Consider the following 25,296-nt stretch of genomic DNA (forward strand, 5'->3'; position numbering starts at 1 on the left):
CGGCCGGTCAGCGGGCGGCCTCCCGGGCCCGCAGCTCGCGGCGGAGGATCTTGCCGGCCGCCGACTTGGGGACGGTGTCCAGGAACTCGACCACGCGCACCTTCTTGTAGGGGGCGACCCGGCCGGCCACGAAGGCGGTGACCTCCTGCTCGGTGAGCGTGCTGCCGGGGGCGCGGACCACGAAGGCCTTGGGGCACTCGGTGCCGTCGGCGTCCGGCACCCCGATCACGGCGGCGTCGGCGATCTGCGGATGGGTGAGCAGCAGGGCCTCCAGCTCGGCGGGGGCGACCTGGTAGCCCTTGTACTTGATCAGCTCCTTGACCCGGTCGACGACGTGGAGGTAGCCGCGGTCGTCCACGTAGCCGATGTCGCCGGTGTGCAGCCAGCCGTCGGCGTCGACGGTGGCGGCGGTGTCGGAGGGACGGCCGAAGTACCCCTTCATCACCTGCGGGCCGCGGATCAGCAGCTCCCCCGGCTCGCCGGGGCCGAGGTCGGCGCCGGTGCCGTCCAGCGCGGCGACCCGCAGCTCGGTGGAGGGCACCATCCGGCCGACCGATCCCGGCGAGGGGTCGCGTTCGTCGGGCGAGACGATGTGGGAGACCGGTGACAGCTCGGTCATGCCGTAGCCCTGGAGGAGGTGCGGCAGGCCGAGCCGCTTGGCGCAGGCGTCGGCGAGTTCGTTGTCCAGCGGGGCGGCCGCGCAGAGCAGGTACCGCACCGAGGAGAGGTCGAAGCGGTCGACCATCGGGTGCTTGGCGAGGGCGATCGCGATCGGCGGGGCCACGATCAGGGCCTGGACGCGCTGTTCCTCGATGGTGCGGCAGAACTGCTCCAGCTCGAAGCGGGGCAGCACGACGACGGTGGCGCCGCAGCGCAGCGGCTGGTTGAGCAGCGCGGCGAGGCCGTAGATGTGGAAGAAGGGGAGGACGGCGAGGGTCCGCTCGCCGACCGCGGGCCGGTAGAGGGCGTCGGTCTGGGCGAGGTTGGTGGCGATCGAGCGGTGGGTGAGCATCACGCCCTTGGGCAGGCCGGTGGTGCCGCTGGAGTAGGGCAGGACGGCGATGTCGGTGCCCGGGTCGATGGCGACCTCGGGTGCGGGGCCGGTGGTGGCGAGCAGGTCGGCCAGCGAGCGGTGACCCTCGGCGCCGTCCAGGACGATGATCTCGGCGAGCGGGCGGCCGTCGGCGGCCAGCATCCGCGCGGTCTGCCGGGCGACGGACAAGAAGGGCGAGACGGTGACCAGCCAGCGGGCGCCGCTGTCGCGCAGTTGGGAGGCCAGTTCGGTGGGGGTGGCGAGGGAGGAGACGGTGGTCACGGTGGCTCCGGCCCGGGTGGCACCGTAGAAGGCCATCGGGTAGCCGATCGTGTTCGGGCTGAACAGTGCCACCACGTCGCCCTTGCGGACGCCCGCGGCGGCCAGCCCGGCGGCGACCCGGCGCACGGCCTCGCCGAGCCGGGCGTGGCTGACCGTCTCCCCCGTGATGCCGTCGATCAGGGCCGGCAGTTCCCCGAAGCGGTCCGCGGCGCCCAGTACCGCGTCGTGGATGGGCAGATCGACGATTCCGACGTCCGGGAACTCACTGCGGAACACCAAGGCGTGCCTCCAGGTGGATGGTTGACGCAGGGGTGGAGGGCCGGCCGGTGGTCCGGTGCGCGGCCGGCCGGCCGGGCGCACGGCATGAAGCCTACGGAGCGTGCGCGCGCCCTACGCCATTGTGACGAACCGCGCGGGCCTCGGCACGTGACGCGCCTGCCCGGGGCCGCCGGCCGCCCCGGTTTTCGGTGGCTTTCCGGCTGCTTTCCGACGGCTTTCGGCGGCTTTCGGCGGCGGGGAGATGACGGTTGGTCAGGAGGGGGGTCGGGCGGCGCCGGGGCGGGCCCCTCCCGGCCGCGCCGCCCGGCCGTCGTCCCCGCCGTCGCTCGAAGGCGGGCCGTCAGTAGGACTTGGGCAGGCCGAGGGTGTGCTGGGCGACGTAGTTGAGCACCATCTCCCGGCTGACCGGGGCGACCCGGCCGACCCTGGTGGCGGCCAGCAGGGCGCCCAGCCCGTACTCCTGGGTAAGGCCGTTGCCGCCGAGGGTCTGCACCGCCTGGTCGACCGTCCTGGCGGCGGCCTCGCCGGCCGCGTACTTGGCCATGTTGGCGGCCTCACCTGCGGCTTCGTCCTCGCCCTCGTCGTAGAGCAGGCCGGCCTTCTGGGTCATCAGCCGGGCGAGTTCGATCTCCACCGCGCACTGGGCGAGCGGGTGGGCGAGGCCCTGGTGGGCGCCGATCGGGGTGGACCAGACGGTCCGTGTCCTGGCGTACTCGACGGCCCGGCCGAGGGCCTGACGGGCGAGGCCGAGCGAGAAGGCGGCGGTCATGATCCGCTCGGGGTTGAGGCCGGCGAAGAGCTGGAACAGCCCGGCGTCCTCGTCGCCGACCAGGGCCTCGGCGGGGAGCCGCACGTCGTCCAGGAAGACCTGGAACTGCTTTTCGGGAGCGACGAGTTCCATCGGGATCGGACGGTAATCAAACCCGGGCGTGTCGCGCGGGACGACGAACAGGGCGGGCCTGAGCCGGCCGGTCCGCGCGTCCTCGGTGCGGGCGACGAACAGGACGGCGTCGCAGTGGTCGATGCCGGAGACGAACACCTTGCGGCCGGTGAGCAGCCAGTCCTCGCCGTCGCGGCGGGCGACGGTGGAGATGCGGTGGGAGTTGGAGCCGGCGTCCGGTTCGGTGATGCCGAAGGCCATCTTCCGGGTGCCGTCGGAGAGTCCGGGCAGCCACTGCCGCTTCTGCGGCTCGGTGCCGTAGCGGGCGATCACCGTGCCGCAGATCGCCGGGGAGACGATCAGCAGCAGCAACGGGCATCCGGCGGTGCCGAGTTCCTCCAGGACGATGGCCAGGTCGGTGATGCCGCCGCCCCCGCCGCCGTACTCGACGGGCAGGTTGACGCCGAGGTAGCCCGCTTTGCCCGCCTCCGCCCAGAGCTCGTCGGGGGCCTGGCCCGCGCGGGCCTTGCCGAGGTAGTACGGCGAGCCGTAGCGGCGGCCGAGATCGGCCACCGCCCGGCGCAGCGCCTCGCGTTCGGGGGTCTCGATCAGTCGGCTGCCGGGGGTGGCGGTGCGCGGTGCGGACATGGGGTGGTCCTTCCGGGCGATGCGGCGTCGGGGAGTTGACGAACGGGGTGGGGCGCGCGGGTGGTGGGCGCGCGGGGGTGGGTGCTCGGGCGCGGGTCTCAGCGGGCCGGCCGCACGACGGCGAGCAGGGCGCCGGGTTCCACCTGCTGGCCCGGGGCGACGCGGAGCTCGGCGAGGGTGCCGTCGGCGGGGGCGGTCACCCGGTGCTCCATCTTCATCGCCTCCAGCCAGAGCAGCGGCTGGCCGGCGGTGACGGTGTCGCCGACGGTGGCGGCGGTGCGGACGACGGTGCCGGGCATCGGGGCGAGGAGGGCGCCCGGGTCGGTCCGGACGGCCGGGTCGGGGAAGCGGTCGACGGCGGTGAGCACGGTGGCGCCGGCCGGGGAGTCGACGTGGACCAGGTCGCCGTAGCGCGCGACGCGGTAGCCGCGCCGGACGCCGCCGGTGTCGAGGACGACCCGGTCGGGGTCGGCGCGGACCAGGACGGTGCCGGGGTGCCCCTCGGCGTCGAGCCCGGTGCGGCCGAACCGGTAGCGCACCTCGTACTCGGTGCCGTCGGCGGCGGTGTAACGCCTGCTCTGCGGCTGGGAGGGCAGGTTGCGCCACCCGGAGGGCAGCGCGCGGCCGGCCCGGCCGGCGGCGGCGTCGGCCAGCGCGGCGGCGAGGACGGCCGTCGGATCGGCCCCGGGGGCGGCGGTGAGCGCCACCGTGTGTTCGGCGAGGAAGGCGGTGTGCACCCGGCCGGCCAGGAAGCCGGGGTGGCGCAGCGCAGCGCCGAGCAGGTCCCGGTTGGTGGCCGGGCCGTGGATCCGGGCACGGGTGAGCGCGTCGGCGAGGCGGCGGGCGGCGGCGGCCCGGGTGGGCGCCCAGGCGATGACCTTGGCGAGCAGCGGGTCGTAGTGGACGCCGATGCTGCTGCCGGGCTCGACGCCGGAGTCCAGGCGCAGGCCGGTGTCGCCGGGCGCGGTGGTGAACTCGGCGGTGACGCCGGGGATGTCGAGGAGGTGCAGGGTGCCGGTCCGGGGCTGCCAGCCGTGGGCCGGGTCCTCCGCGTAGAGGCGGGCCTCGATGGCGTGGCCGCGCGGGGCGGGCGGGTGCGGGGCGGGCAGCGGTTCGCCCTCGGCGACGCGCAGTTGGAGGGCGACCAGGTCGAGTCCGGTGACGCACTCGGTGACGGGGTGCTCGACCTGGAGGCGGGTGTTCATCTCCAGGAAGTGGAACCGGCCGTCGGGGGCGAGCAGGAACTCGGCGGTGCCGGCCCCGGTGTAGCCGATGGCCCGGGCGGCGGTGACGGCGGCGGCGTGCAGGGCGGCGCGCGTCGCGTCGTCGAGCCCGGGGGCCGGGGTCTCCTCGATCACCTTCTGGTGGCGCCGCTGGAGCGAGCAGTCGCGTTCGCCGACGGCCCAGACGGTGCCGCGGGCGTCGGCGAGCAGCTGGACCTCGACGTGCCGGCCGGTGGGCAGATAGCGTTCGCAGAACACCTCGTCGGAGCCGAAGCTCTTCGCCGCCTCGGCGCGGGCGGCGGCGAGCGCCGGCGCCAGCTCGTCCAGCCGGCGGACCACCCGCATCCCTCGTCCGCCGCCGCCGGCCGCGGCCTTGACCAGCAGCGGGAGGTCGGCCTCGGTGGGCGCGGCGAGCGCGTCGAGGACGGGCACCCCGGCGGCGGCCATCAGGCGTTTGGCGGCGGTCTTGGAGCCCATCGCGGCGATCGCGGCCGGGGGCGGCCCGACCCAGGTGAGGCCGGCGCCGACGACGGCCCGGGCGAACTCCGCGTCCTCGGAGAGGAAGCCGTAGCCGGGGTGCACGGCGTCGGCTCCGGCCGCGAGGGCGGCCGCGACGAGCAGGTCCCCGCGCAGATAGGTGTCGGCGGGCGCGGCGCCGGGGAGGCGGACGGCGGTGTCGGCCTCGCGGGTGTGCGGGGCGTCGGCGTCCGGGTCGGCGAACACCGCGGTGGTGGCGATCCCGAGGTGGCGGCAGGTCCGCAGGACACGGCGGGCGATCTCGCCCCGGTTGGCGACCAGCAGGTGGGTGATCAGCACGGTGGAACCCCTCACATCCGGAAGACGCCGTAGCCGCGCGCGCCTTCGACGGGCGCGTTGTGGATCGCGGAGAGGCAGAGGCCGAGCACCGTCCGGGTGTCGCGCGGGTCGATCACCCCGTCGTCGTAGAGCCGGCCGGAGAGGAAGACCGGCAGCGACTCCGCCTCGATCTGCTGCTCGACCATCGCCCGGACCGCGGCGTCCGCGTCCTCGTCGTAGGGCCGGCCCTTGGCGGCGGCCGACTGCCGGGCGACGATCGACAGCACGCCGGCGAGCTGCTGCGGGCCCATCACCGCGGACTTGGCGCTCGGCCAGGAGAACAGGAAGCGCGGCTCGTAGGCGCGGCCGCACATGCCGTAGTGGCCGGCCCCGTAGGAGGCGCCCATCAGCACGGAGAGGTGCGGCACCCGGGAGTTGGCGACGGCGTTGATCATCATCGCGCCGTGCTTGATGATGCCGCCCTGCTCGTAGTCCCTGCCGACCATGTAGCCGGTGGTGTTGTGCAGGAAGAGCAGCGGGATGTCGCGCTGGTTGGCGAGCTGGATGAACTGCGCGGCCTTCTGCGACTCCTGACTGAACAGCACGCCCTGCGCGTTGGCCAGGATGCCGACCGGGTACCCGAACAGCCGGGCCCAGCCGGTGGCGAGGCTGGTGCCGTAGAGCGGCTTGAACTCGTCGAAGTCCGAACCGTCGACGATCCGGGCGATCACCTCGCGCGGATCGAAGGGCACCTTGAGGTCGCCGGGGACGATGCCGAGCAGTTCGTCCTCGTCGTACGCCGGCGGCGGGGCGGACGGGTCCGGGTCGGGGCCGGGCTTGCGGTGGTTCAGCCGGGCGACGATCCGGCGGGCGAGGCGCAGCGCGTCCGGCTCGTCCACCGCGAAGTGGTCGGCGAGGCCGGAGGTGCGGGCGTGCATCTCGGCGCCGCCGAGCGACTCGTCGTCGGACTCCTCGCCGGTGGCCATCCGCACCAGCGGCGGGCCGCCGAGGAAGACCTTGGCGCGTTCCTTCACCAGCACGATGTGGTCGGACATCCCCGGCACATAGGCACCGCCGGCCGTGGAGTTGCCGAACACGACGGCGACGGTGGGGATTCCGGTGGCGGAGAGCCGGGTGAGGTCGCGGAAGAGCGCGCCGCCGGGGATGAAGATCTCCTTCTGGCTGGGCAGGTCGGCGCCGCCGGACTCGACCAGGTTGACCAGCGGGAGGCGGTTGGTGAGGGCGATCTCGTTGGCGCGCAGGGCCTTGCGCAGGGTCCAGGGGTTGCTGGCGCCGCCGCGCACGGTCGGGTCGTTGGCGGTGATGACGCACTCGACGCCCTCGACCACGCCGACGCCGGTGACCAGTGCGGCGCCCACCGGGTGGTCGCTGCCCCAGGCGGCGAGCGGGGAGAGTTCCAGGAACGGCGCGTCCCGGTCGGTCAGCAGCTCGATCCGTTCGCGCGGCAGCAGCTTGCCGCGGGCGCGGTGCCGTTCGACGTACCGGGGGCCGCCGCCGGCCAGCGCCTTGGCGTGTTCGGCGGCGAGGTCGGCGAGTTTGCCGAGCATCGCGGCGCGGTGCCCGGTGTGCTCGGCGCCGGCCGGGTCCACGCGGGTGGGCAGGACGGTCACAGCAGCGCCTCCGGGATGTCGAGGTGGCGGGAGCGCAGCCACTCCCCCAGGGCCTTGGCCTGCGGGTCGAACCGCGCCTGCGCGGCGACGCCCTCGCCGAGCAGGCCGGTGACGGTGAAGTTGAGCGCGCGCAGGTTGGGCAGCAGATGCCGGGTGACGGGCAGGCCGGCGGTCTCGGGGAGGAGTTCGCGCAGGCGGCGAACGGTGAGGGTGTGGGCGAGCCAGCGCCAGCCGGCCTCGTCGCGGGCCCAGACGCCGACGTTGGCGTCGCCGCCCTTGTCCCCGCTGCGGGCCCCGGCCACCAGGCCGAGCGGGGCCCGCCTGGTCGGGCCGTACCAGGGGGGCGGGTCGGACGGGGTGTCGTCCGGCGGGTTTTCGTCCGACGGGTTTTCGTCCGGCGGGTTTTCGTCCGGCGGGTTTTCGTCCGGCGGGTTTTCGTCCGGCGGGTTTTCGTCCGGGCGGGTGACGGGCGCGGGCGGAATGGTGATCCGGCGGCCGTCGGCCAGGACGGCGGTGTGCTCGACCGCCGTCGCGGCGACCGGCACGGCCGTGAACACCCCGTACGGCGAGCCCGGCCCGGGCGGGGCGGTGAGGTGGAAGCCGGGGTAACCGGCCAGTCCCAACTCGACGGTGGCCCTGCCGAGTTCGCGGCCGACCTTGGCCGGGTCACGGTCCCGGGCGGTGAGCCGCAGCAGCGCGGAGGCGGTCTCCTCGGTGGCGGCGTCGGGATGGTCGGTGCGGGCGAGGGTCCAGCGCAGTTCGGCCGGGCGGTCCTGCGGCGGCAGGGCGTCCGCCAACTGCCGCCGCACCAGGGCGGCCTTGGCCTCGATGTCCAGCCCGGTGAGGACGAACACCACCTCGTTGCGGTGGCCGCCGAGCCGGTTCAGTCCCGCCTTGAGCGTCGGGGGCGGCGGCTCGCCGCACACCCCGTCGATCCGGACCCGGTCCGGACCGTCCTGGCGGAGCCGGACGGTGTCCAGCCGGGCGGTGACGTCCGGGCCGGGGTAGCGCGCCCCGGCCGTCTCGTAGAGGAGTTGGGCGGTGACGGTGCCGGTGGTGACGGCACCGCCGGTGCCCGGGTGCTTGGTGATGACGCTGGAGCCGTCGGCGTGCAGCTCGGCGATCGGAAAGCCGGGCCGGGTGACATCGTGCTCCCGGAAGAACGCGTAGTTGCCGCCGGTCGCCTGTGCCCCGCACTCCAGCACATGTCCGGCGACGACGGCCCCGGCGAGTGCGTCCAAGTTGCCCGGTTCCCAGCCGAAGTGGGCGATCGCCGGACCGGCGACCAGCGCCGCGTCGGTGACCCGCCCGGTGACCACCAGCTCGGCACCGGCCTTCAGGCAGGCGGCGATACCGAACCCGCCGAGGTAGGCATTGGCGGCCAGCAAGCCCTCCGGGAGCCCGAGTTCGGCCCGGCGCGGCAGCAGGTCGTCCCCCTCGACATGGGCGACGGCGACGTCGATTCCCTGACGTTGCGCCAGTTCGCGCAGCGCGGAGGCCAGTCGGGCCGGATTGAGCCCGCCCGCGTTGACCACGATCCGGACCCCGCGCTCGCGCGCCAGGCCGAGGCACTCCTCCATCTGCCGCAGGAAGGTCCTGGCGTAGCCGAGCGACGGATCCTTCAGCCGGTCGCGGGCCAGGATGAGCATGGTCAGCTCGGCCAGATAGTCACCGGTCAGGACGTCCAGCGGCCCGCCGGTGAGCATCTCCCGGACGGCCGCGAAGCGGTCGCCGTAGAAGCCCGAGGCATTGCCGATCCGCAGTACCGCCCGCGATCGCACGAACGAGCCCCCTCTACCGGTGACTTGACGGCTGCCGTCGGGCAGCAGCGTGGCACCGGCCGGAGGAAAAAGCAATCACGCCTGCTTGTTTTCCGGCGGAACGCACCACTGCGACGGTTTTGGTTGCTGTGACCGGAACCGATAGGTGGCGGTTGGAACCGCCAACTGACGCCTCCCCGCTCTCGCTACGTTGAGTGACCTGTGCCGAAGCCCGATAACTGTCACATCGGCACGCGAACTCTCACCACGATCGTCTCCGGGGCCGGCCGAGCTGAGCCGGGACGCGATATGTGGAACCTGGCCAGGCAAATTGCAACCGAGGAGACGAAGCGGGCGCTGGTACCCGATCAGGCTGCCTTGTCGGTCCCGCGTTGTACGGCTCCTCGCGTCGGGCCGGACGGAGATCGCGAGGGACTCGCGGCCATGGGGGCGGGTGTGGAAGGTCCCCGGCATCCAGCTCGGGACTGGAATGGGATCCATGTCCCCGCCCCCCACATACAGCACACAGCCACCATCGGCTCGCAGATGGGTTGCAGAGCCAGGCCATCTGGTGCCGACAGGCGCGTCCCGTGGGCCACGAAACGCCGGCTCCCGATGTCCTTCCGGTTCCAGCTGTCGTGTCCCGGCTCATGAGCACGACAGGAGGACACGGGCTGTGACCGCAGGCACTCACCGCCCGACCGGTGCCCCCTGCGTCCGCCGACGCGACGCCGACGGCTGCGGGCCGGTTGTCCGGAGTTCGCGGCGGAGGCCGCCACCGGGATGTTCCGGTGGCGGCCTCCTGGTGGTGGGTGGGGTCAGCCGATGCGGATGAGTCCGGTCGAAATCTGTCGCCGAGCCTGGCCGGCAACCGCTGCCGTGCCATGCGCTCCGAGCCCACCATGGCCCGATGCCTGCGCCCCGGGGAGCCCGTCGGGAAACCGGCACCGGGAGCCTGCCGGTGCCGCGCGCCGCCGGTGGAAGCGACCGGCGTCAGGACGCGGCCGCGCGCGCCGCCTCCAACTCGGCCACCAGCCGCTTGACCCGCCTGTTGGTCCCGCCCGAGCCGTGGCCCGCCAGCATGTGCAGCTGGTCCGTCCCGCCGGAGGCCAGCACCAGCTCCGGGACGTCGGACGAGTAGACCGTGCCCTCCAGGACGGCCACCCGCACCTCCCGGATGTCCGCCCACACGTAGGAGCGCGCCCTGAGCAGCCCGGAGTACTTGACCCCGGCCGGCCCGTAGGAGACGCCGAACACCGGCGCGCGGAACGTCAGCACCGCACCCGGGACCCCGAGGATCAGGACCGGGATCAGGTGTTCCACCCCGCGCGCGACCCTCTTCGTCGCCAAGCCCGTCGCCATCACCACGGCGATCAGCAGGCACACACCGCCCAGCAGGAAGTAGGTGAGCGACCAGGCCGTGCGCCTCTTCCGCTTCCGCATGTCCGTGTCCCCTTTCCGCGGCGCGCGGCACCGTCCGGGGTCCGGGGAGGCCGCCACCGCCTGTGGACCAGCATACGAACGGTGGCCGCACCACGGAGGGGCAGGGCACCGGCGCGACCCGCAACCCCCTCGTCGTCCTGCCCCGGCCCTGTCCGCCGCCTACGCCGTCGCGCCGGCCGTCGTCGTGACTCAGCCCCTCGCCGAGGTCGTTGGCACGGTCGCCTACGTTCATCTCGTCCCCCGCCTCACCGCCGGGCCCGCCGGGCTCGACACCGGTCAACCGGTGACGGAAACGCCCGCCCAGCACATCGCCCGCACGACCGAGCCCGTCGACTACCCCTACCGCAGGCTCCGGCTCACACTCTGGCACCTTCCACCCGACGAATGGCACACCATCCTGACCCAGTTGCCGCCCGTCGACGGCGACCACTCAACCGATCCCGGCCGCGACGTCCGCCTCGCGGCGTCCGCCCACATCTGGACCACCATCACAGGCAGCGAATGAGGCCTCGCTCCTTGCTTCGAGCCGCCGTTGCCCAAGAACCCGCCATTGATCGGCCCCGGATGGCCCCAGCATGCGGCTCTGGAGCATATCCACAACCCGGCAGGAAACCGCTTCTGGGGAACCCTGCGGAAGATCCTCGACGACTACACCCAGCAGCTGACACAAAAGGTCGACGCAACCCTCACCTGAGCGACCGTCTCACTCTCCGTAATCGATAGCCGCGAAGACCGCCAACTATCGCTTCCAGCTCGTGCAACCACCGGCACGAACCACGGACCCGCCCGCCAACTAGCACTTCCGGTCACAGAGGTCGATCTTGCGGATCGGACAACCGGCCAGAAGCCGCCAGCTACCTGAGTTACAGCCTTACGACACGGCTCGTCAGTGGTGTGTCATAGGGTCCTTGGCAGTTCCTGTTCAAGATCAGCGACGGTGGTGAGGCCGAGGACGATCCGTACTTCCTCAACTTCGGCTACGGATACGGCTTCGCCTTCGTCAGCCCCGATCACCGCGAAGGTCGCTTCTTCTGGGAGTGTTCATAAAGTGACAGCTCAGACCCCATCGCAATGACCTTGGAACAGTTCATGTCCTCGTTGGACGAGTTGCAAGCCCTCCTGGGCGCCCCCGCCCAGGAGGTATCCGACACCGACATCTGGGGGGACGTTGAACAGCACGTAGGCTCCGCTCTGCCCAGCGACTTCAAGACCTTCCTGGATGCCTACGGCAGCGGGGTCGTCTCCGGCGAACCCGTGGTCTTCCACCCGCGCGGATCGAGCCCGCTTCTGGAGCGCATGACCAAGACTCATCAGACGTTCTCCGAACGTCGACGCAGGGCCCTGGGCCGCGGCGACTCCCAGCGCTTCCCCTACGGCTCCCGAGCCAGGCGGGCTGATCTCTTGGGGGGACGACCACGGCGGCGACGAGCACTTCTTCCTGCCTTGCGACTCGGACCCAGACCGCTGGAAGATCGTCACCATGGTCCACGAGGAGGGCTGCGAGAACTTCGACGGCTCGTTCTCGAGCTTCGCCCTCACCTTCGTGAAGCGGCTCTTCGAGGTGGACCCGTACCACGGCGTCGATCCAGAAGCGCTGGAGTTCCTCGAACCGGAGGACCTGGAGGGGCTTGCCGCCGAGGGCGGGATCGGGCCCGTTCAGCCAAGCTTCGAACCGTTCTGAGCTGGGCCACCTCGGGCACATAGCCGGGCAGCGCTGAGCGCGACGCCGCGTGAGTACTCCTGGACCCAGCGGATCCCCTCGCGCCGTACCTCGGCCGTCAGCCTGCTCGACAGGGCGTTGGTGACGAAGGGACCCATGCCGTAGCCGAACGCCACGTCGTGGCGGCCACCGGGCTTCGCCCCGGCGTGCATGCGGGTCAGCAGGGTTACGAGGCCGGGGTCGCCGACGTCCCGGGCGTCCTCGATGGGGACGCCCGGCCCGTCGTCGGTGACACGCACACCGCCGTCGGGTGTGAGAGTGATGTCGACGCAGCCGGCGCGGCCGGCCAGGACCTCGTTCACCGCCCGGTCGGCGACCTCGAACACCAGATGCCGAAGGCCGCGTTCACCGGTCGAGCCGACGTACATTCCGGGCCGCTTCCGAACGGCTTCCGTCCCCTCCGGCACCTGGATGTGGCTGGCGTCGTACCTGATGGCTTCGTCACTCACGATATCCCCTCCGACGGTGTCCGGCAGAACTCCCCCAGCCTAGGCGAATCCCAGGAAAACACCAGGTCAGTACATGTTTGCCGAAGGCGTGGGCGGGTGCGTGAGCGCCTGTCCGGAGTCGGTCGGCCCCGAGGTCGCGCACGGCCGCCGGATCGCGGCCGCGGGCCCGGCGAAGCCGCGTACGACACCGTTCCCGGCGACCCCGAGGTCCCCGATTTCGTCAGTTCGCGCGTCCGCCCGAGGTGCCACGTCCACCGGCTTCACCGCCGAACCACCGCGACTTCGTGCCGGCCGGCCGCGTCACACGCCGGCGGCTCACACCGCGGGGGCTCCCGTCTCCTTCAGTGTCCCGTCGGCCAGCCGCAGCCAGCGGTTGACCCCGATCTCGGCGAGGAACCGCTCGTCGTGACTGACCACCAGGAAGGCGCCCCGGTAGGAGTTCAGGGCACTCTCCAGCTGGCCCGCGCCGACCAGGTCGAGGTTGTTGGTCGGCTCGTCGAGCAGCAGCAGGTGCGGGGCCGGCTCCGCGCACAGCACGCAGGCCAGGGTGGCGCGCAGCCGTTCGCCGCCGGAGAGCACCCCGACCGGCAGGTGGGCCCGGGCGCCGCGGAAGAGGAAGCGGGCGAGCAGGTTCATCCGCTCCGCCTCGGGCCGCTCGGGGGCGAACGCGGCGAAGTTCTCCGCCACGGTGCGGTCGAGGTCCAGCAGGTCCAGGCGCTGCGAGAGGTGGGCGATCCGGCCGTCGTTGCGCTTGATCTCCCCGCCGTCCGGGGTGAGGTCGCCGGTGACCAGACGCAGCAGGGTGCTCTTCCCGGCGCCGTTGGGCCCGGTCAGCGCGATGCGCTCGGGCCCGCGGATGCTCAGGTCGACGCCGCCGTCGGCGAACACGGGTCGGCCGGCGTGGCGGACCTGCAGGCCCTCGCCGAGGAAGAGGTTGCGCCCGGCGGGCACCTGGGTGTCGGGCAGGTCCAGGGCGAGGCGCTGCTCCTCGCGCAGGGCGCGCCCGGCCTCGTCGAGCCGGGCCCTGGCGTCGCCGACCCGGGTGGCGTGCGTCTGGCCGGCCCGGCCCGCGGACTCCTGCGCGCCGCGCTTCATGGTGCCGGCGAAGATGCGGGGCAGGCCGGCGTTCTTGAGGTTGCGGGCGGCGTTGCTCGCGCGGCGCTCGGCGCGTTCGCGGGCCTGCTGCATCTCCCGCTTCTCCCGCCTCAGTTCCTGCTCGGCGTTGCGGACGTTCTTCTCGGCGACCTCCTGTTCGGCCCGCACCGCCTCCTCGTACATGGTGAAGTTTCCTCCGTGGAAGCGCAGTTCGCCGTTGCCGAGTTCGGCGATGTGGTGCATGCGGTCGAGCAGCGCGCGGTCGTGGCTGACCAGCAGCAGGCAGCCGTTGAAGTCCGCCAGCGCGTCGTAGAGCTTGTGCCGGGCCTCCGCGTCGAGGTTGTTGGTCGGCTCGTCGAGCAGCAACACGTCCGGGCGCTTGAGCAGTTGGGCGGCGAGGCCGAGGGAGACGATCTGGCCGCCGCTGAGCGTGCTCAGGCTGCGGTCCAGGGCGAGGCCGGCCAGGCCGAGACGGTCGAGCTGGGCCCGGGTGCGCTCCTCGATGTCCCAGTCGTCGCCGATGGTGGTGAAGTGCCGCTCGTCGACGTCCCCCGACTCCACGGCGTCGATGGCCCGGACGATCCCGGCGATGTCGAGCACCTCGGCGACGGTGAGGTCCATGGTCAGGGGGAGGCTCTGGCGGAGGTGACCGAGCCTGCCGGTGACCGCCAACGAGCCGCTGGCGGGCTTGAGTTCGCCGGCGATCAGCTTGAGCAGGGTGCTCTTGCCGGAGCCGTTGGGGGCGACCAGCCCGGTCCGGCCGACGGGCACGGTGAAGGACAGGTCGCGGAAGACCGGGGTGTCGTCGGGCCAGGCGAAGGAGACGTTCGAGCAGACGACGGCAGCGTCGGACATGGAAGTGACCTCGAAGGGACTGAGGGCAGGCGTGAACTTCTGCCCCGGGCAGACATGGGAAAGGGGTACGACGAAACGGACCACCTCGGCGGCGCTCCTGAAGCACCGGCGGTGGCCGTCAGATCCGGACCTCACCCGGAGATGTCGTCGTCACCCGCCACGTCTGCCACTCCTCGATCACACGACTGCAGGTCACGTCCAGCGTAGCAGGCACAGCGTGCCGTCGGGAGGTCGGACGGGCAGGCGCATGACGGGACGTCGATCGACAACTGCCCGCTCCGCGCAACCTCTTCGGGTCCTCGTTGACAGTCCGGGGAGCGCACGGACCACGGCGGGAAGTCGAAGCGGAGGGGCGTGGGCACGCTCGTTCGGGCGGATGGCCGGTATGACCGGTCGCCCGGGAGGTGGTCGGCCACCGGGGAAATGCGTTTCAGATACATCTCTGTATTGAGATACGGTTCTGTATCTGACAGGCCGTAAGAGGAGGCGCCCACCATGTCCAAACGACTCACCCGGCAGGAGAGCCGGGAACTCACCCGCGAGCAGCTCCTGCGTGCCGCAACCGAATTGTTCGCCGAGGTCGGGGTCAGCGGGACGTCGGTCGAGCAGATCGTCGAGCGCGCCGGCTACACCCGCGGCGCGTTCTACGGCAACTTCGAGGGCAAGCACGAACTCGTCCTGGCCCTGCTCGAACAGCGGACCCAGCACGAGCTGGAGGAGGTCCAGGCCATGACCCTCCGGGCCGACTCCTTCGACGAGACGATCGAGCACCTGCGGGCCTGGCACCGCGAGCGCGACCGGAACCTCGCCGGCTGGCTCGCCCTGCGCACCGAGCTCTGGCTCTACGGCCTGCGCGACCCGGAGCTGCTGCCGGTGCTGGCGGACCGGGAGCGGCGCTCCCGCGCGGCGTTCGCCCAGGCGCTGGAGCAGGGCTTCGCGGCCCGCTCGGTGACGCCGCCCGCGCCGGTCGAACTCCTGGCCCTCATCCTGCACTCCCTGGACGACGGACTGTCCATCCAGCGCGTGCTCTCCCCCGCCGACACCGGTACCGACACGGTCGTCGACGTGGTGGACCTCCTGATGCGGTCGTGGACCTCCCTCGCCCGGAACGCCGCGACCGCCGCCCCGGACTCCACCCCGGACTCCACCCCGGCACCGTGACCGGGGCGCCCGACGCACCCGTCCGAGGTCCGGCCGCACCCGGCCGCCTCCCGACCGACCAGGAAACCGGAGAAGACCCATGAGCGAGGCAGGGCAAGCGGAGCGCCCGGTCCAGACCGGCCGACCCGTCTCACCCGACGCTCCCGCGCCCGACCCCAGGCGGTGGCTCGCGCTCACCGTCCTGCTGGTCGCGACCTTCATGGACCTGCTCGACGTCAACATCGTCACCGTGGCGATCCCGAGCATCCAGCAGGACCTCGGCGCCTCCGCCGTGGCCCTCCAGGCGATGACCGCCGGCTACACGCTGAGCTTCGCCGTCATCCTGATCACCGGCGGGCGGCTCGGTGACATCTTCGGCCGGAAGCGGATGTTCCTGACCGGCGTCGCCGGGTTCATCGCGGCGTCCGCGCTGTGCACGGTCGCCCAGAACTCGGAGATGCTCGTCGGCTCCCGGATCCTGCAGGGGTTCGCCGCCGCGATCATGGTGCCGCAGGTGCTGGCGATCATCCACGTCACCTTCGCGCCCCAGGAGATCGGCCGGGTCGTCAGCCTCTACGCCGGCATGATCGGCCTGGCCATCGTCGCCGGCCCGATCCTGGGCGGTGTCCTGGTCGACTGGAGCCCGCTGGGCCTCGGCTGGCGGAGCATCTTCGTGGTCAACCTCCCGGTCGGCCTGGCCGCGCTGGCCGGCGCCTGGGCGTGGATGCGCGAATCGAAGTCACCGCACGCGATGCGGCTGGATCCCGTCGGCATGGTGCTGGCGATCATCGGGCTGCTGCCGCTCATGCTCGGGCGCGAGCTCGACTGGCCCGTGTGGAGCGTCGTCTCGCTCGTCGCCGCCGTTCCGGTCATCGTGCTGTTCGTCTGCTACGAGCGCCACAAGACCCGCAAGGACGGCTCGCCGCTGGTCATCCTCTCGCTGTTCAAGGTCCGCGCGTTCGGCGCCGGCATCGGCACCCAACTGCTCTTCAGCTGCGTACCGGCGGGGTTCTTCCTCAGCTGGACGCTGTATCTGCAGGGCGGCCTCGGCTGGTCCGCGCTGCACACCGGCCTGACCGCGATCCCGTTCTCGCTCGGCGTCCCGATCGTCGGCACCATCGCCGTGCGCACGCTGTTCCCCCGGTACGGGCGGTACTGCCTGATGGCCGGCTCGCTGATGATGACGGCCGGCGTCGCCTCGTACGCCTGGGTGGCGCAGCATCTGGGCACGGGCATCACCTCCTGGCACGCCGCGCCGTCCATGCTGCTGCTCGGCTCGGGCATGGGCCTGCTGATGGCCCCGCTCACCGGCCTGATCCTCCGTGAGGTCAAGCCGCAGGAGGCGGGCGCCGCGTCCGGCATCATCAACGCCACCGGCCAGCTCGGCGCCGCGCTGGGTGTCGCCGTCATCGGCGGGATCTTCTTCTCCGCCCTGGCGGGCAACGTCGGGGCGCAGGCCGACCGCGTCGTGCCGACCGTCCAGGCGGTCTCCGTCCAGCAGGCCGACGGCATCCGGGCCTGCGCGACCGACTCGCTCGGCCAGGACGACCTCACGGCGGTTCCGGCCAGTTGCACCGCGCTCGCCGCGACCAGCGACCGGGGCAGCCAGGACGCGATCGGCGGCGCGCTCGACGAGATCCGTGCCAGGACCTTCGTCGCCACCTACAGCGAGGCGCTGTACTGGGCGGCCGGCGGTCTGGCCGTGGTCACCTGTCTGCTGTTCCTGCTGCCGCACCGGCCCCACCGACCGGCCGAGGCGTGATCCACGGCAGCCCGACTGCCGCCACCGCCCCAACTTCCGCCCGGCAGCGCCCGATTGGTTCACGCCACCGGCGACCGCCGTGGCGCCGGGTGCCGCTCGAATCCCTGTCTGGAGATCCGCGCTCATGAGCCGAAAGACCTACCAGGTCATCACCCAGGGCAAGTTCGCCCCGCTCGACGACGAGCAGCGCGCCGCCCTGCTCGCCCAGGCCGACGAACACGACCTGATGAAGGCCAGGTTCACCGAGGAGGGCACCGTCACCTACGACCGGGCCCTGCTGACGTTCACCTTCCGCGTCCTCGTCCCGGCCACCCCCGAGGACAAGCCCGAGATCGTCCTGGAGAAGGCGGAGAAGCTCACCGCCGAGGCCGTCCGCAGGCTGGGGGCCGGCTTCCGCGACCTCAAATCAAGGTCGACCGACCTCGACAGCATCAAGATCAAGCGGAAGGGACGCTGATCCGGCCGCCGGGTGCCGGGCCGTCCAGGCCGCCGGCACCCGGCAGCAGGAAGCGAACAGACTGATGACACCTGAAGAACTCACCCTTGTCCTGTCCGACCCCACCCTGCGGCGCGTGTTCGCCGCGGTCGCCCTGGGCTCGGAGACCTCCTCGGAGATCCTCGGCGCCTCGGGGCTCGCCACTCCGGAGGCCGCCAAGGCCATCGGGCAGCTCGTCCGGGCCGGAGTGCTCACCCAGGGGCGCGGCCGGCTCACCCTGGACGGCGACGCCCTCGCCACGGCGGCCGCGACCGCGGCGGCCCGGCAGGAGGAGCAGGCCGCCGCCGAGCAGCCCGACCCGCGCCTGCGCGGCTTCGTGCGCGGCGATGTCCTGGTCAGGCTGCCGGAGGAGGGCGACGAGGCCCGCCCGGCGGTGCTGCGGCACGTGGCGGAGACGGCCTTCGAGCGCGCGGAGGAGTACGACGAGCGCACGGTGACCGACCGGCTGGAGCCGTGGTGCGCGGACGGCGCGCCGGATGCCGTCTCCCTGCGGCGCAGCCTCGTCGACGCCGGGGCCCTTCAGCGCGACGCCGGCCGCTACCGGCTCGCCACGCCGGTGGACGGTACCCAGCCATGAGCCAACGGGTCCTGCGTGAACCCCCCGTACGCAGGACCCGTCGTCACCCCTCCGAGGTCTCCCGCCGACTCCGCCGCCGACTCCGCTCAGGCCGCGCCGGGCCGTCGCGGCCGGCCGTTCCTCCCGGCAACCGGTGGACCACCCGGTCCACGCCAAGGCCGGTCCCCGCGGATGTGATGTTCCCCACGCGTGCCCGGATCGACCGGAGCGTGCGTTCGGGGCGGCGCCGGCGCCGGCCGGCCGGTCGGGGGTGGCGCCGGGGGCGGCGGCCGGTGCGGGCCCGTGCCGGGAGCGGGCCAGGTCCGCCCTTCCGGACCGCGCTGACCAGCGAGGACCGGGATCCGGCCGGCGGCCGGGGGTACCGGTGGCCGTCGACGGCGTGACCGCCGGCCGCCCGGTCGGGGCGGCGATCCGTCCTGAGGGCGGGTTCGGCGGGTGGTGCGCGCCGACCGTCCCGATGTGGCGTGAAGCCGACCGGTCCCGATCGGGCGGCGAACCGGTCGGTGAACCGATTCCCGGTGTTCACCCGTAGGTTATCCAGCGGTCAGCAGGTGGTGGGCCGCCGAATGGAGGGAATGGACGATGACACGAGTACTGGCCGGTCTGGTGGGGGACACGGCGGCCTTCGCCAGGATGCTGGAGGAACGCCGGCCGGAGGTGTTCCGCACCGCCGAGTGGCCGCCCGGGCTGCCCCGGCCGAGCGAGTTGGACGCCGTGCTGTGGGGCGGCCTGCTGCGGGTGCCGTACGTCGAGATGGTCAAGGCCGGCGCGGTCGTCCCGGCCGCGGAGTTCTGCGCGGTCCGGACGGTGGCCGGGCGCCGGGAGGACGGCTTCGCCGATCCGGTCCGGATCGCCGCCCTGCTGGCCGAGGGCGCCTCGCTGCTGCTGCCGCAGCTGGACCAGTGGCACGCACCCGTGCGCGCGCTGGCCGCCGACATCGCGGTCGAACTGGGCCGCAGGACCGAGGCGTTCTGCTTCGCCACGGGTGCCGGCCAACGCGGGCTGGACGTGCACCGGGACGACGCGGACGTGCTGGTCGTGCAGCTCGCCGGGGAGAAGGAGTGGACGGTCCACGAGTCCCCCGCCGACGGGCGCTGGCGCCCGGGGCTGGCCCCGGAGCCCGGGGCGGTGGCGCTCAGCACGGTGCTCCGGCCCGGTGAGGTGCTGTACGTGCCGCGAGGTGCCCCGCACAGCGCGACGGGCCGTCAGGGGCTGTCGGTGCACCTCTCGTTCACCGTCCGGGAGGTGGGCACCGGACAGCTGCGCGGCGCCGTCGGCGAGTGGCTGGCCGGCGGCGGCTGGGCGGACGGACTGCCGGAGCGCCCGGCGACCACGGCGGAGCTGCTGGCCACGGCCGCCGAGGTGCTCCGGCTGGGCCGCGCCCGGCTGGCCGGGCTGACCCCGGAGGAACTGCTGCGGCTGGCCCGGGGACCGCTGCCCGAGCCGCTGCCCGGGCCGGTGGCGGACGACGGTCCGGCCGCGTCGGGCCGGGGACCGCTGGCCGCCGGCGGCTGAGCGGACGGCCGGGAACGGCGGAGCGGAACGGCAGAGGGCACCGGCGATCCGCCGGTGCCCTCTGGCCTGCCTGGACGCGCAAGGGCGCGGCCGCCCGGACCGAATGAACGGTCCGGGCAACCGCGCCCTCCGGTACCGGTGCTGCCTCTGGATCAGATGCAGTACGGGCGGGTGCAGGACCCCTCACAGGAGATGCTGATGACAGCCTCCTCCTGCTCGCCGATCTCGGCCGAGACCAGGTCCTGCACGTCGAGGTCGAACAGCTCCTGCATGTCGGTGGCCATGGGGGCCTCCCTTCGTCAGTGCCGCGACTGACCGCGGCGAACTGATGCGGACGCTAGGCACTCGTGCATGGGTCCGACAATGACTGCGCACAGATGAATAGACAAATTCAGCCAACTATTGACAGCCCTCGATCAACAGTAGACAGCTTTCGATCTCCGGGATAGACACGACCCGACCCGCCGTCAGGGGCGCGACCCACGCCCGCACCACGGCGGTGACGGCATCGGCACGCGGCACGAGGAGCACGGTGGGCGAGACGCACGGAACGCGGCAGGACGGACCCTTCACCGCGACCGGCCCGGTCCTGCTGCGGACACCGGCGCTGCCGCGCTCGCAGCGCCGCACGGTCCCGGCCGGCCCCGAGCACCCGGCCGGCCCGGCACACTCGCCGACGCCGGGGCCCGACGGCGCCGCGCTGCGGGCCCTTCTCGCCGGGGCCGCCGCCGACCCGGCCCTGCGGGAGGCCATCGAGGTCTCCAGCCCCTCCCTGGCCGACCTGCTCGACCAGACCGCCGCCGGCGCCACGCCCCGCCCCGCCGCCCTGCGCCGGGCGGCCGAGGCGGTCAGCCGCTACCGGCTGCGGATGGCCACCCGGCCGACCCCGTTCGGACTGATGGCCGCCGTCGCACCGGCCCGGTTCGACGCGGCGGCCAAGGTCCGCTGGGACGGGGCGGACCGCCGCGCCTTCCGGCCCGACCTCGGCTGGCTGCTCCCCCTGCTGGACCGGCTGCGGACCGACCCGGCGGTGCTGCCCGGGCTGCGGCTGGCCGTGGACCAGCAGGCCCGCCTGCGCGGTGACCGGCTGGTCCTGCCCTACCTGCCCGAGGGCCGGCCCCGCGCCGGCGCCGAGGCGCAGCCGGTCGCCGAGCGGACCGTCCGGGCCACCGCCGTGGTCCGGGCCGCGGTCGAGGCCGCCGCAGAACCGGTCCGGCACGCCGAACTGCTCGCCGCGCTGGCCGCCGAGTTCCCGGCGGCCCCGGCCGAGGCGGTCGCGGCGCTGGTCCGCTCGCTGGTCGGACAGGGCTTCCTGCTCACCGACCTGACGCCCCCGCCGGACAGCACCGACCTGCTGGGCCATGTCCTCGACCGGCTGCCCGCCGGCCACCCGGTGCACGCCGAACTCGCCGCCGTCCGGGACGTGCTGACGCGAGCCGCCACCCTGCCGCGCGGACGGGCCACCGGCCTGCTGCGCGAGGCCCGGGCCCGGATGACCCGGCTCGCCCCGGCGGACCGCCCGCTCCACGCGGACCTCGCGCTGGACGCCGAGGTCGTCCTGCCGAACCAGGTCCGCACCGAGCTGGAGCAGGCCGCCGCGGTCCTCTGGCGGCTGTCGCCGCCGACCACTGCACCCGAGCATCTGCGCTCGTACCACGTGGAGTTCATCGAGCGGTACGGGACGGACAGCCCCGTCCCGCTGGCCGAACTGCTCGACCCCGACACCGGCCTGGGGCCGCCGGCCGGCTACCGGCGCCCGGCCGGCGGGCGCGGCTCGGCCAACCCGCAGCCGTCCCGCGCCCGTACCGACGCCGACGCGGCCCGCGACCGGCTGCTGGCCGAACTGGCGGCGGGCGCCCTCGCCGACCGGGGGCCGGACGGCCTGCTGCCCGAAGTGGTCCTGGACGACGACCTGCTGGCCCGGTTGACGCCGCCGCGCGACGGGACGGACGGCGCCGCCGACACCCCTCCCGCCTCCCTGGAGCTGTACGCCGAACTGGCGGCGGACTCCGTCGAGGCGCTGGACGCCGGGGACTTCCGACTCGTGCTCTCCCCGGTGGCCGGCAGCGACCGCGCCGGGGCCACCTTCGGCCGCTTCGCCACCCTGGTCGCGGGTGCGCCGGGTGCGGGTGCGCCGGCGGACGACCCGGCCCTCGCCGGTGCGGCGCTGCTGGCCGAGGCCGCCGGGGCCGGCGACGACGACGCGCTCGAAGCGCACCTGGAGTTCACCCCGTACCGTCCGCGCCACGCCAACATCGCGCTGACCCCGCGCTGGCTCGACCACCGGGTGGTGGTCAGCGCCTTCGCCGACCCGGGCGGCCCCGCCGTGCTGCCGCTGGACGACCTGGTCGTGCTGGCCGATCCCGAGCGGCTCGCGGTGTACTCCCGCCGCCTCGGCCGGGAGGTCAGGGCCACCACCCATCACGCGCTCAACCTGCGCAGCGGCGCGCCCAACGCGGCCCGCTTCCTTCAGGAGGTGACGCTGACCGGGCAGCGGCCCTGGCAGCCCTGGGACTGGGGCGCGGCGAGCAGCACGCCCGCGCTGCCCCGGGTCCGCCGGGGCCGGGTGGTGCTGGCCCCGGCCGCCTGGCGGCTGACCGCGCCCGTCCCCGCCGCCTCGGCCCCGTTCGAGCAGTGGGCCGAGGGGCTGGCCCGCTGGCGCCGCCGCTGGGGGGTGCCGGCCGCCGTCCGGCTGGTCAGCGGCGACCAGCGGATCAGCCTGGACCTCGACCTCCCGTGGCACCAGCAGCTGCTGCACAGCCAGGCGCGCTCCGCCGGGCCCACCGTGCTCCAGGAGGAACTCGCCCCCGTCGGCGACGGCGGCTGGCTGCGCGGGCCGGACGGCGCGCGGACCGCCGAGCTGGTGGTCCCGCTGCGCCGCAGGGCGACCCCGCCGGCGGCGGCCCGGCCCCGCCGCCCGCTGCCCGCCCGGCACCACCGGACCGTCGAACTGCCCGGCGGCTCCTGGCTGTTCGCCCGGCTGGTGGCCACCGAGGCACGTCAGGACGAGATCCTGGCCGACCACCTGCCCCGGCTGGTCGGCACGCTGCCGGGCGAGGTGGACCGCTGGTTCTTCATCCGCTACCAGGACCCGGCACCGCATCTGCGACTGCGCTTCCACGGCGCACCGCAGGCCCTCGCCGGGGACCTGCTGCCCGCGCTGCACGACTGGGCGCTGGAACTGCGCCGGGCCGGGCTCGCCGCCGACCTGCGCCTGGAGAGCTACGCCCCGGAGACCGACCGCTACGGCGGCGCCGAGGTGCTCGCGGACGCCGAACGGGTCTTCCACGCCGACAGTCTGGTCGCGCTCGCCGCGCTGCGGCTGGCCCGGGCCGAACGCGGGCTCTCCCGGGAGCTGCTGGCCGCCGTGAACATCGCCGGCACCGCGCAGTCCTTCCTGGCCGGCCGCGGTGGGCCGCCGGCGGACCGTCCTGCCGCCGACACCGACACCGTCGCCGGGTCACGTGGTCCCGGAGCCGGACCCCGGCCCCCGGCAGGCGCACCCGGCGGACCGTCGGCCGGCGCGTGGCTGGCCGCGGTGTACCCGAAGTCGCACGAGCACCACCAGGCGTTCCGGGCCCTGCGCGCGGCCGCGTTGCGGGCGATCGGCCCCGACGGGCCGACCGCCCCGGCCGGAGGCCTGCTGCCCGCCGATCCCGCACTGCTCGCGGCCTGGCAGCAGCGGGCGGCCGAACTCGCGCGGTACGCGGCCCGGTTGGACCCGCCGTCGGTCGACCCGGTGCTGGCCTCGCTGCTGCACATGGGCCACAACCGGCTGGTCGGGATCGACCGCGAGGCCGAGCGCCGGGCCTACGCGCTGGCCAGAGGAGCCGTCGAGGCCCACCGGGCCCGCCGGTCGAGCCCGAGGGAGGCACGATGAATGCGACGGAGACCGTGCGCGCGGTGACCGAGCTGCTCAGCAGGCCCGACGCGGCCGAGCCGCCGGGCGGCCCGGCCGCCGACGGCGGGCCCGGCGGCTCGCCGCAGGGCCCGGCGCACGCGCTCGGCTCCGGTCGCAGCGGTGCCGCGCTCGCGCTCGCCGTCCTGGGCGAGGACGACGCCGGGCTGCGCCGCGCCGCACACGGGCACCTCGCCGCCGCCGTGCGGTCCCCCGGGGCGATGCGGGGCGGCGGGCTCTACTCCGGTGCCGCCGCGATCGCCTTCGCCGCCCGCACCATGGCCCGGCGCCCCGACGAGTACCGCACGCTGCTAGACGGGCTGGCGCCCCGGGTCCGGCAGGCCGCCGCCGGCCGCACCGCGGGGCTCCGCGCCGACCTGGCCGCCGACGCGGGCCTGCGCGCGCACACCTTCGACACCGTCTCGGGCGCGGCGGGCCTCGGCCGGCTGCTGCTCGCACTGGAGCCGCACGGACCGGCGCTGGCCGACCTGCTCACCGCGCTGGTCGAACTGGCCGGGCCGGGCGACGGCGTGCTGCCGCGCTGGTGGACCGCCGGCGGACCGGGGCTGTCCGGCGCGGATCCGGAGCACCCCCGGGGCCATCTCAACCTCGGTCTGGCACACGGGGTTCCGGGACCGCTCGCGCTGCTGGCGCTGGCCCGGCTGCACGGCGCACGCGTGCCCGGCCAGGACGAGGCGATCGAGGCGCTGGCGGGCTGGCTCGCCGCCCGGCGGGTCCCCGCCCGCCCCGGCACCGGCGGCCCCGGTACCGCCCACGCCGACACCGCCCACCCCGGCACCGGCGGTTCCTGGCCGATGACCGTGCGCGTCGAGGACGAGGAGGCCGGCCGGCTGCCCGCCGACCCGCCGACCCGGGCGGCCTGGTGCTACGGAACCCCCGGTGCGGCCCGCGCGCTCTTCCTGGCGGGCACCGCCCTGGGCCGCTCCGACTGGCGGGCCACCGCCGTCGCGGCCCTGGCCGACACGCTGCGCGACCCGTCCGGCTGGAATCTCGACGGTCCCGGCCTCTGCCACGGCACCGGCGGCCTGCTGCGGATCGCGCAGCGCATGGCCGAGGAGTCCGGATCCGCCGAGCTGGCCGCACACCTGCCCGCGCTCGCCGCCGCGGTCGCGGCCGGGCTCGACACCGCGCTCGGTGCCGACGGGCCGTCCGGCCTGCTGGAGGGGACGGCGGGCGCGGCCCTCGCCCTGCACGCCCACGCCCGCACCGGCGACACCGGCCAGGAATGGGACGCTTTCCTGCTGATCTGCTGATGATCTGCCGGTCCGCCGCACCGGCCGGGCCCCTCACGTCGACGGACCTGAGGGGCCCGGCCGGTGGCCGCGCGGCCGGCGCACCCCCCGGGACGTGGCATTGTGTGCGGTGAGCGCGTGATCCGGCTCCACCCCGTCTAGGAGGTCCTGCATGAGCAGCGATACGCATGACATAGCGGCAACCGACGTTTCCGAGGCACCCGCGGCCGGCGAGGCCGCCGCGCCCGCCCAGGACGACGTCAAGGCGAAGTTCCTCGCCGCCTTGGAGCGCAAGCACGGCGTCCGCACGGACGGTGCGGGCGGCGGCCCGGGCGCCGACGGCAAGATCCACGGTGCGCACAGCGCGGCCGGCGGCAAGCGCAACTTCCGCCGCAAGAGCGGCGGCTGAGCCTCACCGGGGTGAACAGGGCGGGCGGTCTCGGACGAGGCCGCCCGCCCCTCGCTCGTACCGGGGCGCCCGGCGCGGGTCGCGGCCCCGCGGTGCCGGGCCGCCCCCGGGGGCCGGCGGCCCCGATCCGCGCGACGCTCAGCTCGCACAGCT

At 74.1% G+C, this 25,296-nt stretch carries 20 protein-coding genes; 11 read left to right on the plus strand and 9 right to left on the minus strand.

Annotation, left to right across the window (positions count from 1 at the left end; all coding sequences use genetic code 11):
• Positions 1-7: 7 nt before the first annotated feature.
• The 6 genes from ACIO5D_RS31055 to ACIO5D_RS31080 all read right to left on the minus strand — a co-directional run bounded on the left by ACIO5D_RS31055 (position 8) and on the right by ACIO5D_RS31080 (position 9,974).
• The gene (locus ACIO5D_RS31055; protein WP_400655524.1) at positions 8-1,591 is read right to left on the minus strand and encodes a 4-coumarate--CoA ligase family protein; all 1,584 of its coding nucleotides are present in this window, start codon (positions 1,589-1,591) and stop codon (positions 8-10) included.
• A gap of 343 nt (positions 1,592-1,934) precedes the next feature.
• Positions 1,935-3,122, minus strand: coding sequence for an acyl-CoA dehydrogenase (locus ACIO5D_RS31060; protein WP_363609831.1), 1,188 nt, complete (start codon positions 3,120-3,122; stop codon positions 1,935-1,937).
• Positions 3,123-3,220: 98 nt separating this feature from the next.
• On the minus strand, positions 3,221-5,158 hold the full coding sequence (locus ACIO5D_RS31065; protein WP_400799308.1) for a biotin carboxylase N-terminal domain-containing protein: 1,938 nt from the start codon (positions 5,156-5,158) through the stop codon (positions 3,221-3,223).
• A 14-nt stretch (positions 5,159-5,172) separates the two neighbouring features.
• Positions 5,173-6,771, minus strand: coding sequence for an acyl-CoA carboxylase subunit beta (locus ACIO5D_RS31070; RefSeq protein ID WP_400799242.1), 1,599 nt, complete (start codon positions 6,769-6,771; stop codon positions 5,173-5,175).
• Positions 6,768-8,477 carry an acyclic terpene utilization AtuA family protein gene (locus tag ACIO5D_RS31075; protein ID WP_400799311.1) on the minus strand — a complete coding sequence of 570 codons (1,710 nt, stop codon included), beginning with the start codon at positions 8,475-8,477 and terminating at the stop codon, positions 6,768-6,770. Before ACIO5D_RS31075 ends, ACIO5D_RS31070 begins: the two co-directional genes overlap by 4 nt.
• Before the next feature lie 1,047 nt (positions 8,478-9,524).
• Complete coding sequence (locus tag ACIO5D_RS31080; RefSeq protein ID WP_400799245.1) at positions 9,525-9,974, minus strand: hypothetical protein; 450 nt, start codon at positions 9,972-9,974, stop codon at positions 9,525-9,527.
• Positions 9,975-10,158: 184 nt separating this feature from the next.
• Between ACIO5D_RS31080 and ACIO5D_RS31085 the strand changes: the two genes are divergently transcribed.
• From ACIO5D_RS31085 to ACIO5D_RS31095, 3 genes are all read left to right on the plus strand, one after another.
• A complete protein-coding gene (locus ACIO5D_RS31085) occupies positions 10,159-10,479 on the plus strand; it encodes a hypothetical protein (protein ID WP_400799248.1) in 321 nt (106 codons plus the stop codon).
• A gap of 27 nt (positions 10,480-10,506) precedes the next feature.
• A complete protein-coding gene (locus tag ACIO5D_RS31090; RefSeq protein WP_400799250.1) occupies positions 10,507-10,668 on the plus strand; it encodes a hypothetical protein in 162 nt (53 codons plus the stop codon).
• A 786-nt stretch (positions 10,669-11,454) separates the two neighbouring features.
• The gene (locus ACIO5D_RS31095; RefSeq protein ID WP_400799253.1) at positions 11,455-11,655 is read left to right on the plus strand and encodes a hypothetical protein; all 201 of its coding nucleotides are present in this window, start codon (positions 11,455-11,457) and stop codon (positions 11,653-11,655) included.
• On the opposite strand, the gene ACIO5D_RS31100 is transcribed toward ACIO5D_RS31095, so the two are convergent.
• Positions 11,631-12,143 carry an ATP-binding protein gene (locus ACIO5D_RS31100; protein WP_400799256.1) on the minus strand — a complete coding sequence of 171 codons (513 nt, stop codon included), beginning with the start codon at positions 12,141-12,143 and terminating at the stop codon, positions 11,631-11,633. The two genes, ACIO5D_RS31095 and ACIO5D_RS31100, sit on opposite strands and share 25 nt — an antisense overlap.
• Positions 12,144-12,458: 315 nt before the next feature.
• A complete protein-coding gene (locus ACIO5D_RS31105; protein ID WP_400799259.1) occupies positions 12,459-14,093 on the minus strand; it encodes an ABC-F family ATP-binding cassette domain-containing protein in 1,635 nt (544 codons plus the stop codon).
• A 495-nt stretch (positions 14,094-14,588) separates the two neighbouring features.
• On the opposite strand from ACIO5D_RS31105, the gene ACIO5D_RS31110 reads away from it, so the two are divergent.
• The 5 genes from ACIO5D_RS31110 (at position 14,589) to ACIO5D_RS31130 (ending at position 19,583) form a co-directional block, all read left to right on the plus strand.
• Positions 14,589-15,254, plus strand: coding sequence for a TetR/AcrR family transcriptional regulator (locus ACIO5D_RS31110; RefSeq protein WP_400762724.1), 666 nt, complete (start codon positions 14,589-14,591; stop codon positions 15,252-15,254).
• Between the two features lie 79 nt (positions 15,255-15,333).
• Positions 15,334-16,995 (plus strand): MFS transporter, encoded by a 1,662-nt coding sequence (locus ACIO5D_RS31115; protein WP_400799262.1) that lies wholly within the window; start codon positions 15,334-15,336, stop codon positions 16,993-16,995.
• A 124-nt stretch (positions 16,996-17,119) separates the two neighbouring features.
• Complete coding sequence (locus tag ACIO5D_RS31120; RefSeq protein WP_400655291.1) at positions 17,120-17,452, plus strand: DUF6204 family protein; 333 nt, start codon at positions 17,120-17,122, stop codon at positions 17,450-17,452.
• 64 nt (positions 17,453-17,516) lie between these two features.
• Entirely contained in the window at positions 17,517-18,068 is a 552-nt protein-coding gene (locus tag ACIO5D_RS31125) for a DUF2087 domain-containing protein (RefSeq protein WP_363611554.1), read from the plus strand.
• A 582-nt stretch (positions 18,069-18,650) separates the two neighbouring features.
• Positions 18,651-19,583, plus strand: a complete 933-nt coding sequence (locus ACIO5D_RS31130) for a JmjC domain-containing protein (protein ID WP_400799265.1) — start codon at positions 18,651-18,653, stop codon at positions 19,581-19,583.
• Positions 19,584-19,735: 152 nt separating this feature from the next.
• Here the strand turns inward: ACIO5D_RS31130 and ACIO5D_RS31135 are convergent, their stop codons facing one another.
• Positions 19,736-19,867: a hypothetical protein gene (locus tag ACIO5D_RS31135; protein ID WP_363611550.1), complete on the minus strand. Its 132-nt coding sequence runs from the start codon at positions 19,865-19,867 to the stop codon at positions 19,736-19,738.
• Positions 19,868-20,115: 248 nt separating this feature from the next.
• On the opposite strand from ACIO5D_RS31135, the gene ACIO5D_RS31140 reads away from it, so the two are divergent.
• From ACIO5D_RS31140 to ACIO5D_RS31150, 3 genes are all read left to right on the plus strand, one after another.
• On the plus strand, positions 20,116-23,463 hold the full coding sequence (locus ACIO5D_RS31140) for a lantibiotic dehydratase (protein ID WP_400799268.1): 3,348 nt from the start codon (positions 20,116-20,118) through the stop codon (positions 23,461-23,463).
• Positions 23,460-24,755, plus strand: coding sequence for a lanthionine synthetase LanC family protein (locus ACIO5D_RS31145; protein WP_400799270.1), 1,296 nt, complete (start codon positions 23,460-23,462; stop codon positions 24,753-24,755). Before ACIO5D_RS31140 ends, ACIO5D_RS31145 begins: the two co-directional genes overlap by 4 nt.
• 151 nt (positions 24,756-24,906) lie before the next feature.
• A complete protein-coding gene (locus tag ACIO5D_RS31150; RefSeq protein ID WP_363611544.1) occupies positions 24,907-25,143 on the plus strand; it encodes a DUF5302 domain-containing protein in 237 nt (78 codons plus the stop codon).
• The last annotated feature ends 153 nt before the right edge of the window (positions 25,144-25,296 follow it).

The organism is Kitasatospora sp. NPDC087315 (assembly GCF_044744345.1).
GTDB lineage: Bacteria > Actinomycetota > Actinomycetes > Streptomycetales > Streptomycetaceae > Kitasatospora.

Excerpts from the sequence above, each read along its gene's own strand:
- ACIO5D_RS31060 (WP_363609831.1), bottom strand. The coding sequence starts at position 3,122 with ATGTCCGCACCGCGCACCGCCACCCCCGGCAGCCGACTGATCGAGACC.
- ACIO5D_RS31095 (WP_400799253.1), top strand. The coding sequence starts at position 11,455 with ATGGTCCACGAGGAGGGCTGCGAGAACTTCGACGGCTCGTTCTCGAGC.
- ACIO5D_RS31080 (WP_400799245.1), bottom strand. The coding sequence starts at position 9,974 with ATGCGGAAGCGGAAGAGGCGCACGGCCTGGTCGCTCACCTACTTCCTG.
- ACIO5D_RS31135 (WP_363611550.1), bottom strand. The coding sequence starts at position 19,867 with ATGGCCACCGACATGCAGGAGCTGTTCGACCTCGACGTGCAGGACCTG.
- ACIO5D_RS31105 (WP_400799259.1), bottom strand. The coding sequence starts at position 14,093 with ATGTCCGACGCTGCCGTCGTCTGCTCGAACGTCTCCTTCGCCTGGCCC.
- ACIO5D_RS31110 (WP_400762724.1), top strand. The coding sequence starts at position 14,589 with ATGTCCAAACGACTCACCCGGCAGGAGAGCCGGGAACTCACCCGCGAG.
- ACIO5D_RS31125 (WP_363611554.1), top strand. The coding sequence starts at position 17,517 with ATGACACCTGAAGAACTCACCCTTGTCCTGTCCGACCCCACCCTGCGG.
- ACIO5D_RS31145 (WP_400799270.1), top strand. The coding sequence starts at position 23,460 with ATGAATGCGACGGAGACCGTGCGCGCGGTGACCGAGCTGCTCAGCAGG.
- ACIO5D_RS31130 (WP_400799265.1), top strand. The coding sequence starts at position 18,651 with ATGACACGAGTACTGGCCGGTCTGGTGGGGGACACGGCGGCCTTCGCC.
- ACIO5D_RS31075 (WP_400799311.1), bottom strand. The coding sequence starts at position 8,477 with ATGCTCACCGGCGGGCCGCTGGACGTCCTGACCGGTGACTATCTGGCC.
- ACIO5D_RS31150 (WP_363611544.1), top strand. The coding sequence starts at position 24,907 with ATGAGCAGCGATACGCATGACATAGCGGCAACCGACGTTTCCGAGGCA.
- ACIO5D_RS31115 (WP_400799262.1), top strand. The coding sequence starts at position 15,334 with ATGAGCGAGGCAGGGCAAGCGGAGCGCCCGGTCCAGACCGGCCGACCC.
- ACIO5D_RS31120 (WP_400655291.1), top strand. The coding sequence starts at position 17,120 with ATGAGCCGAAAGACCTACCAGGTCATCACCCAGGGCAAGTTCGCCCCG.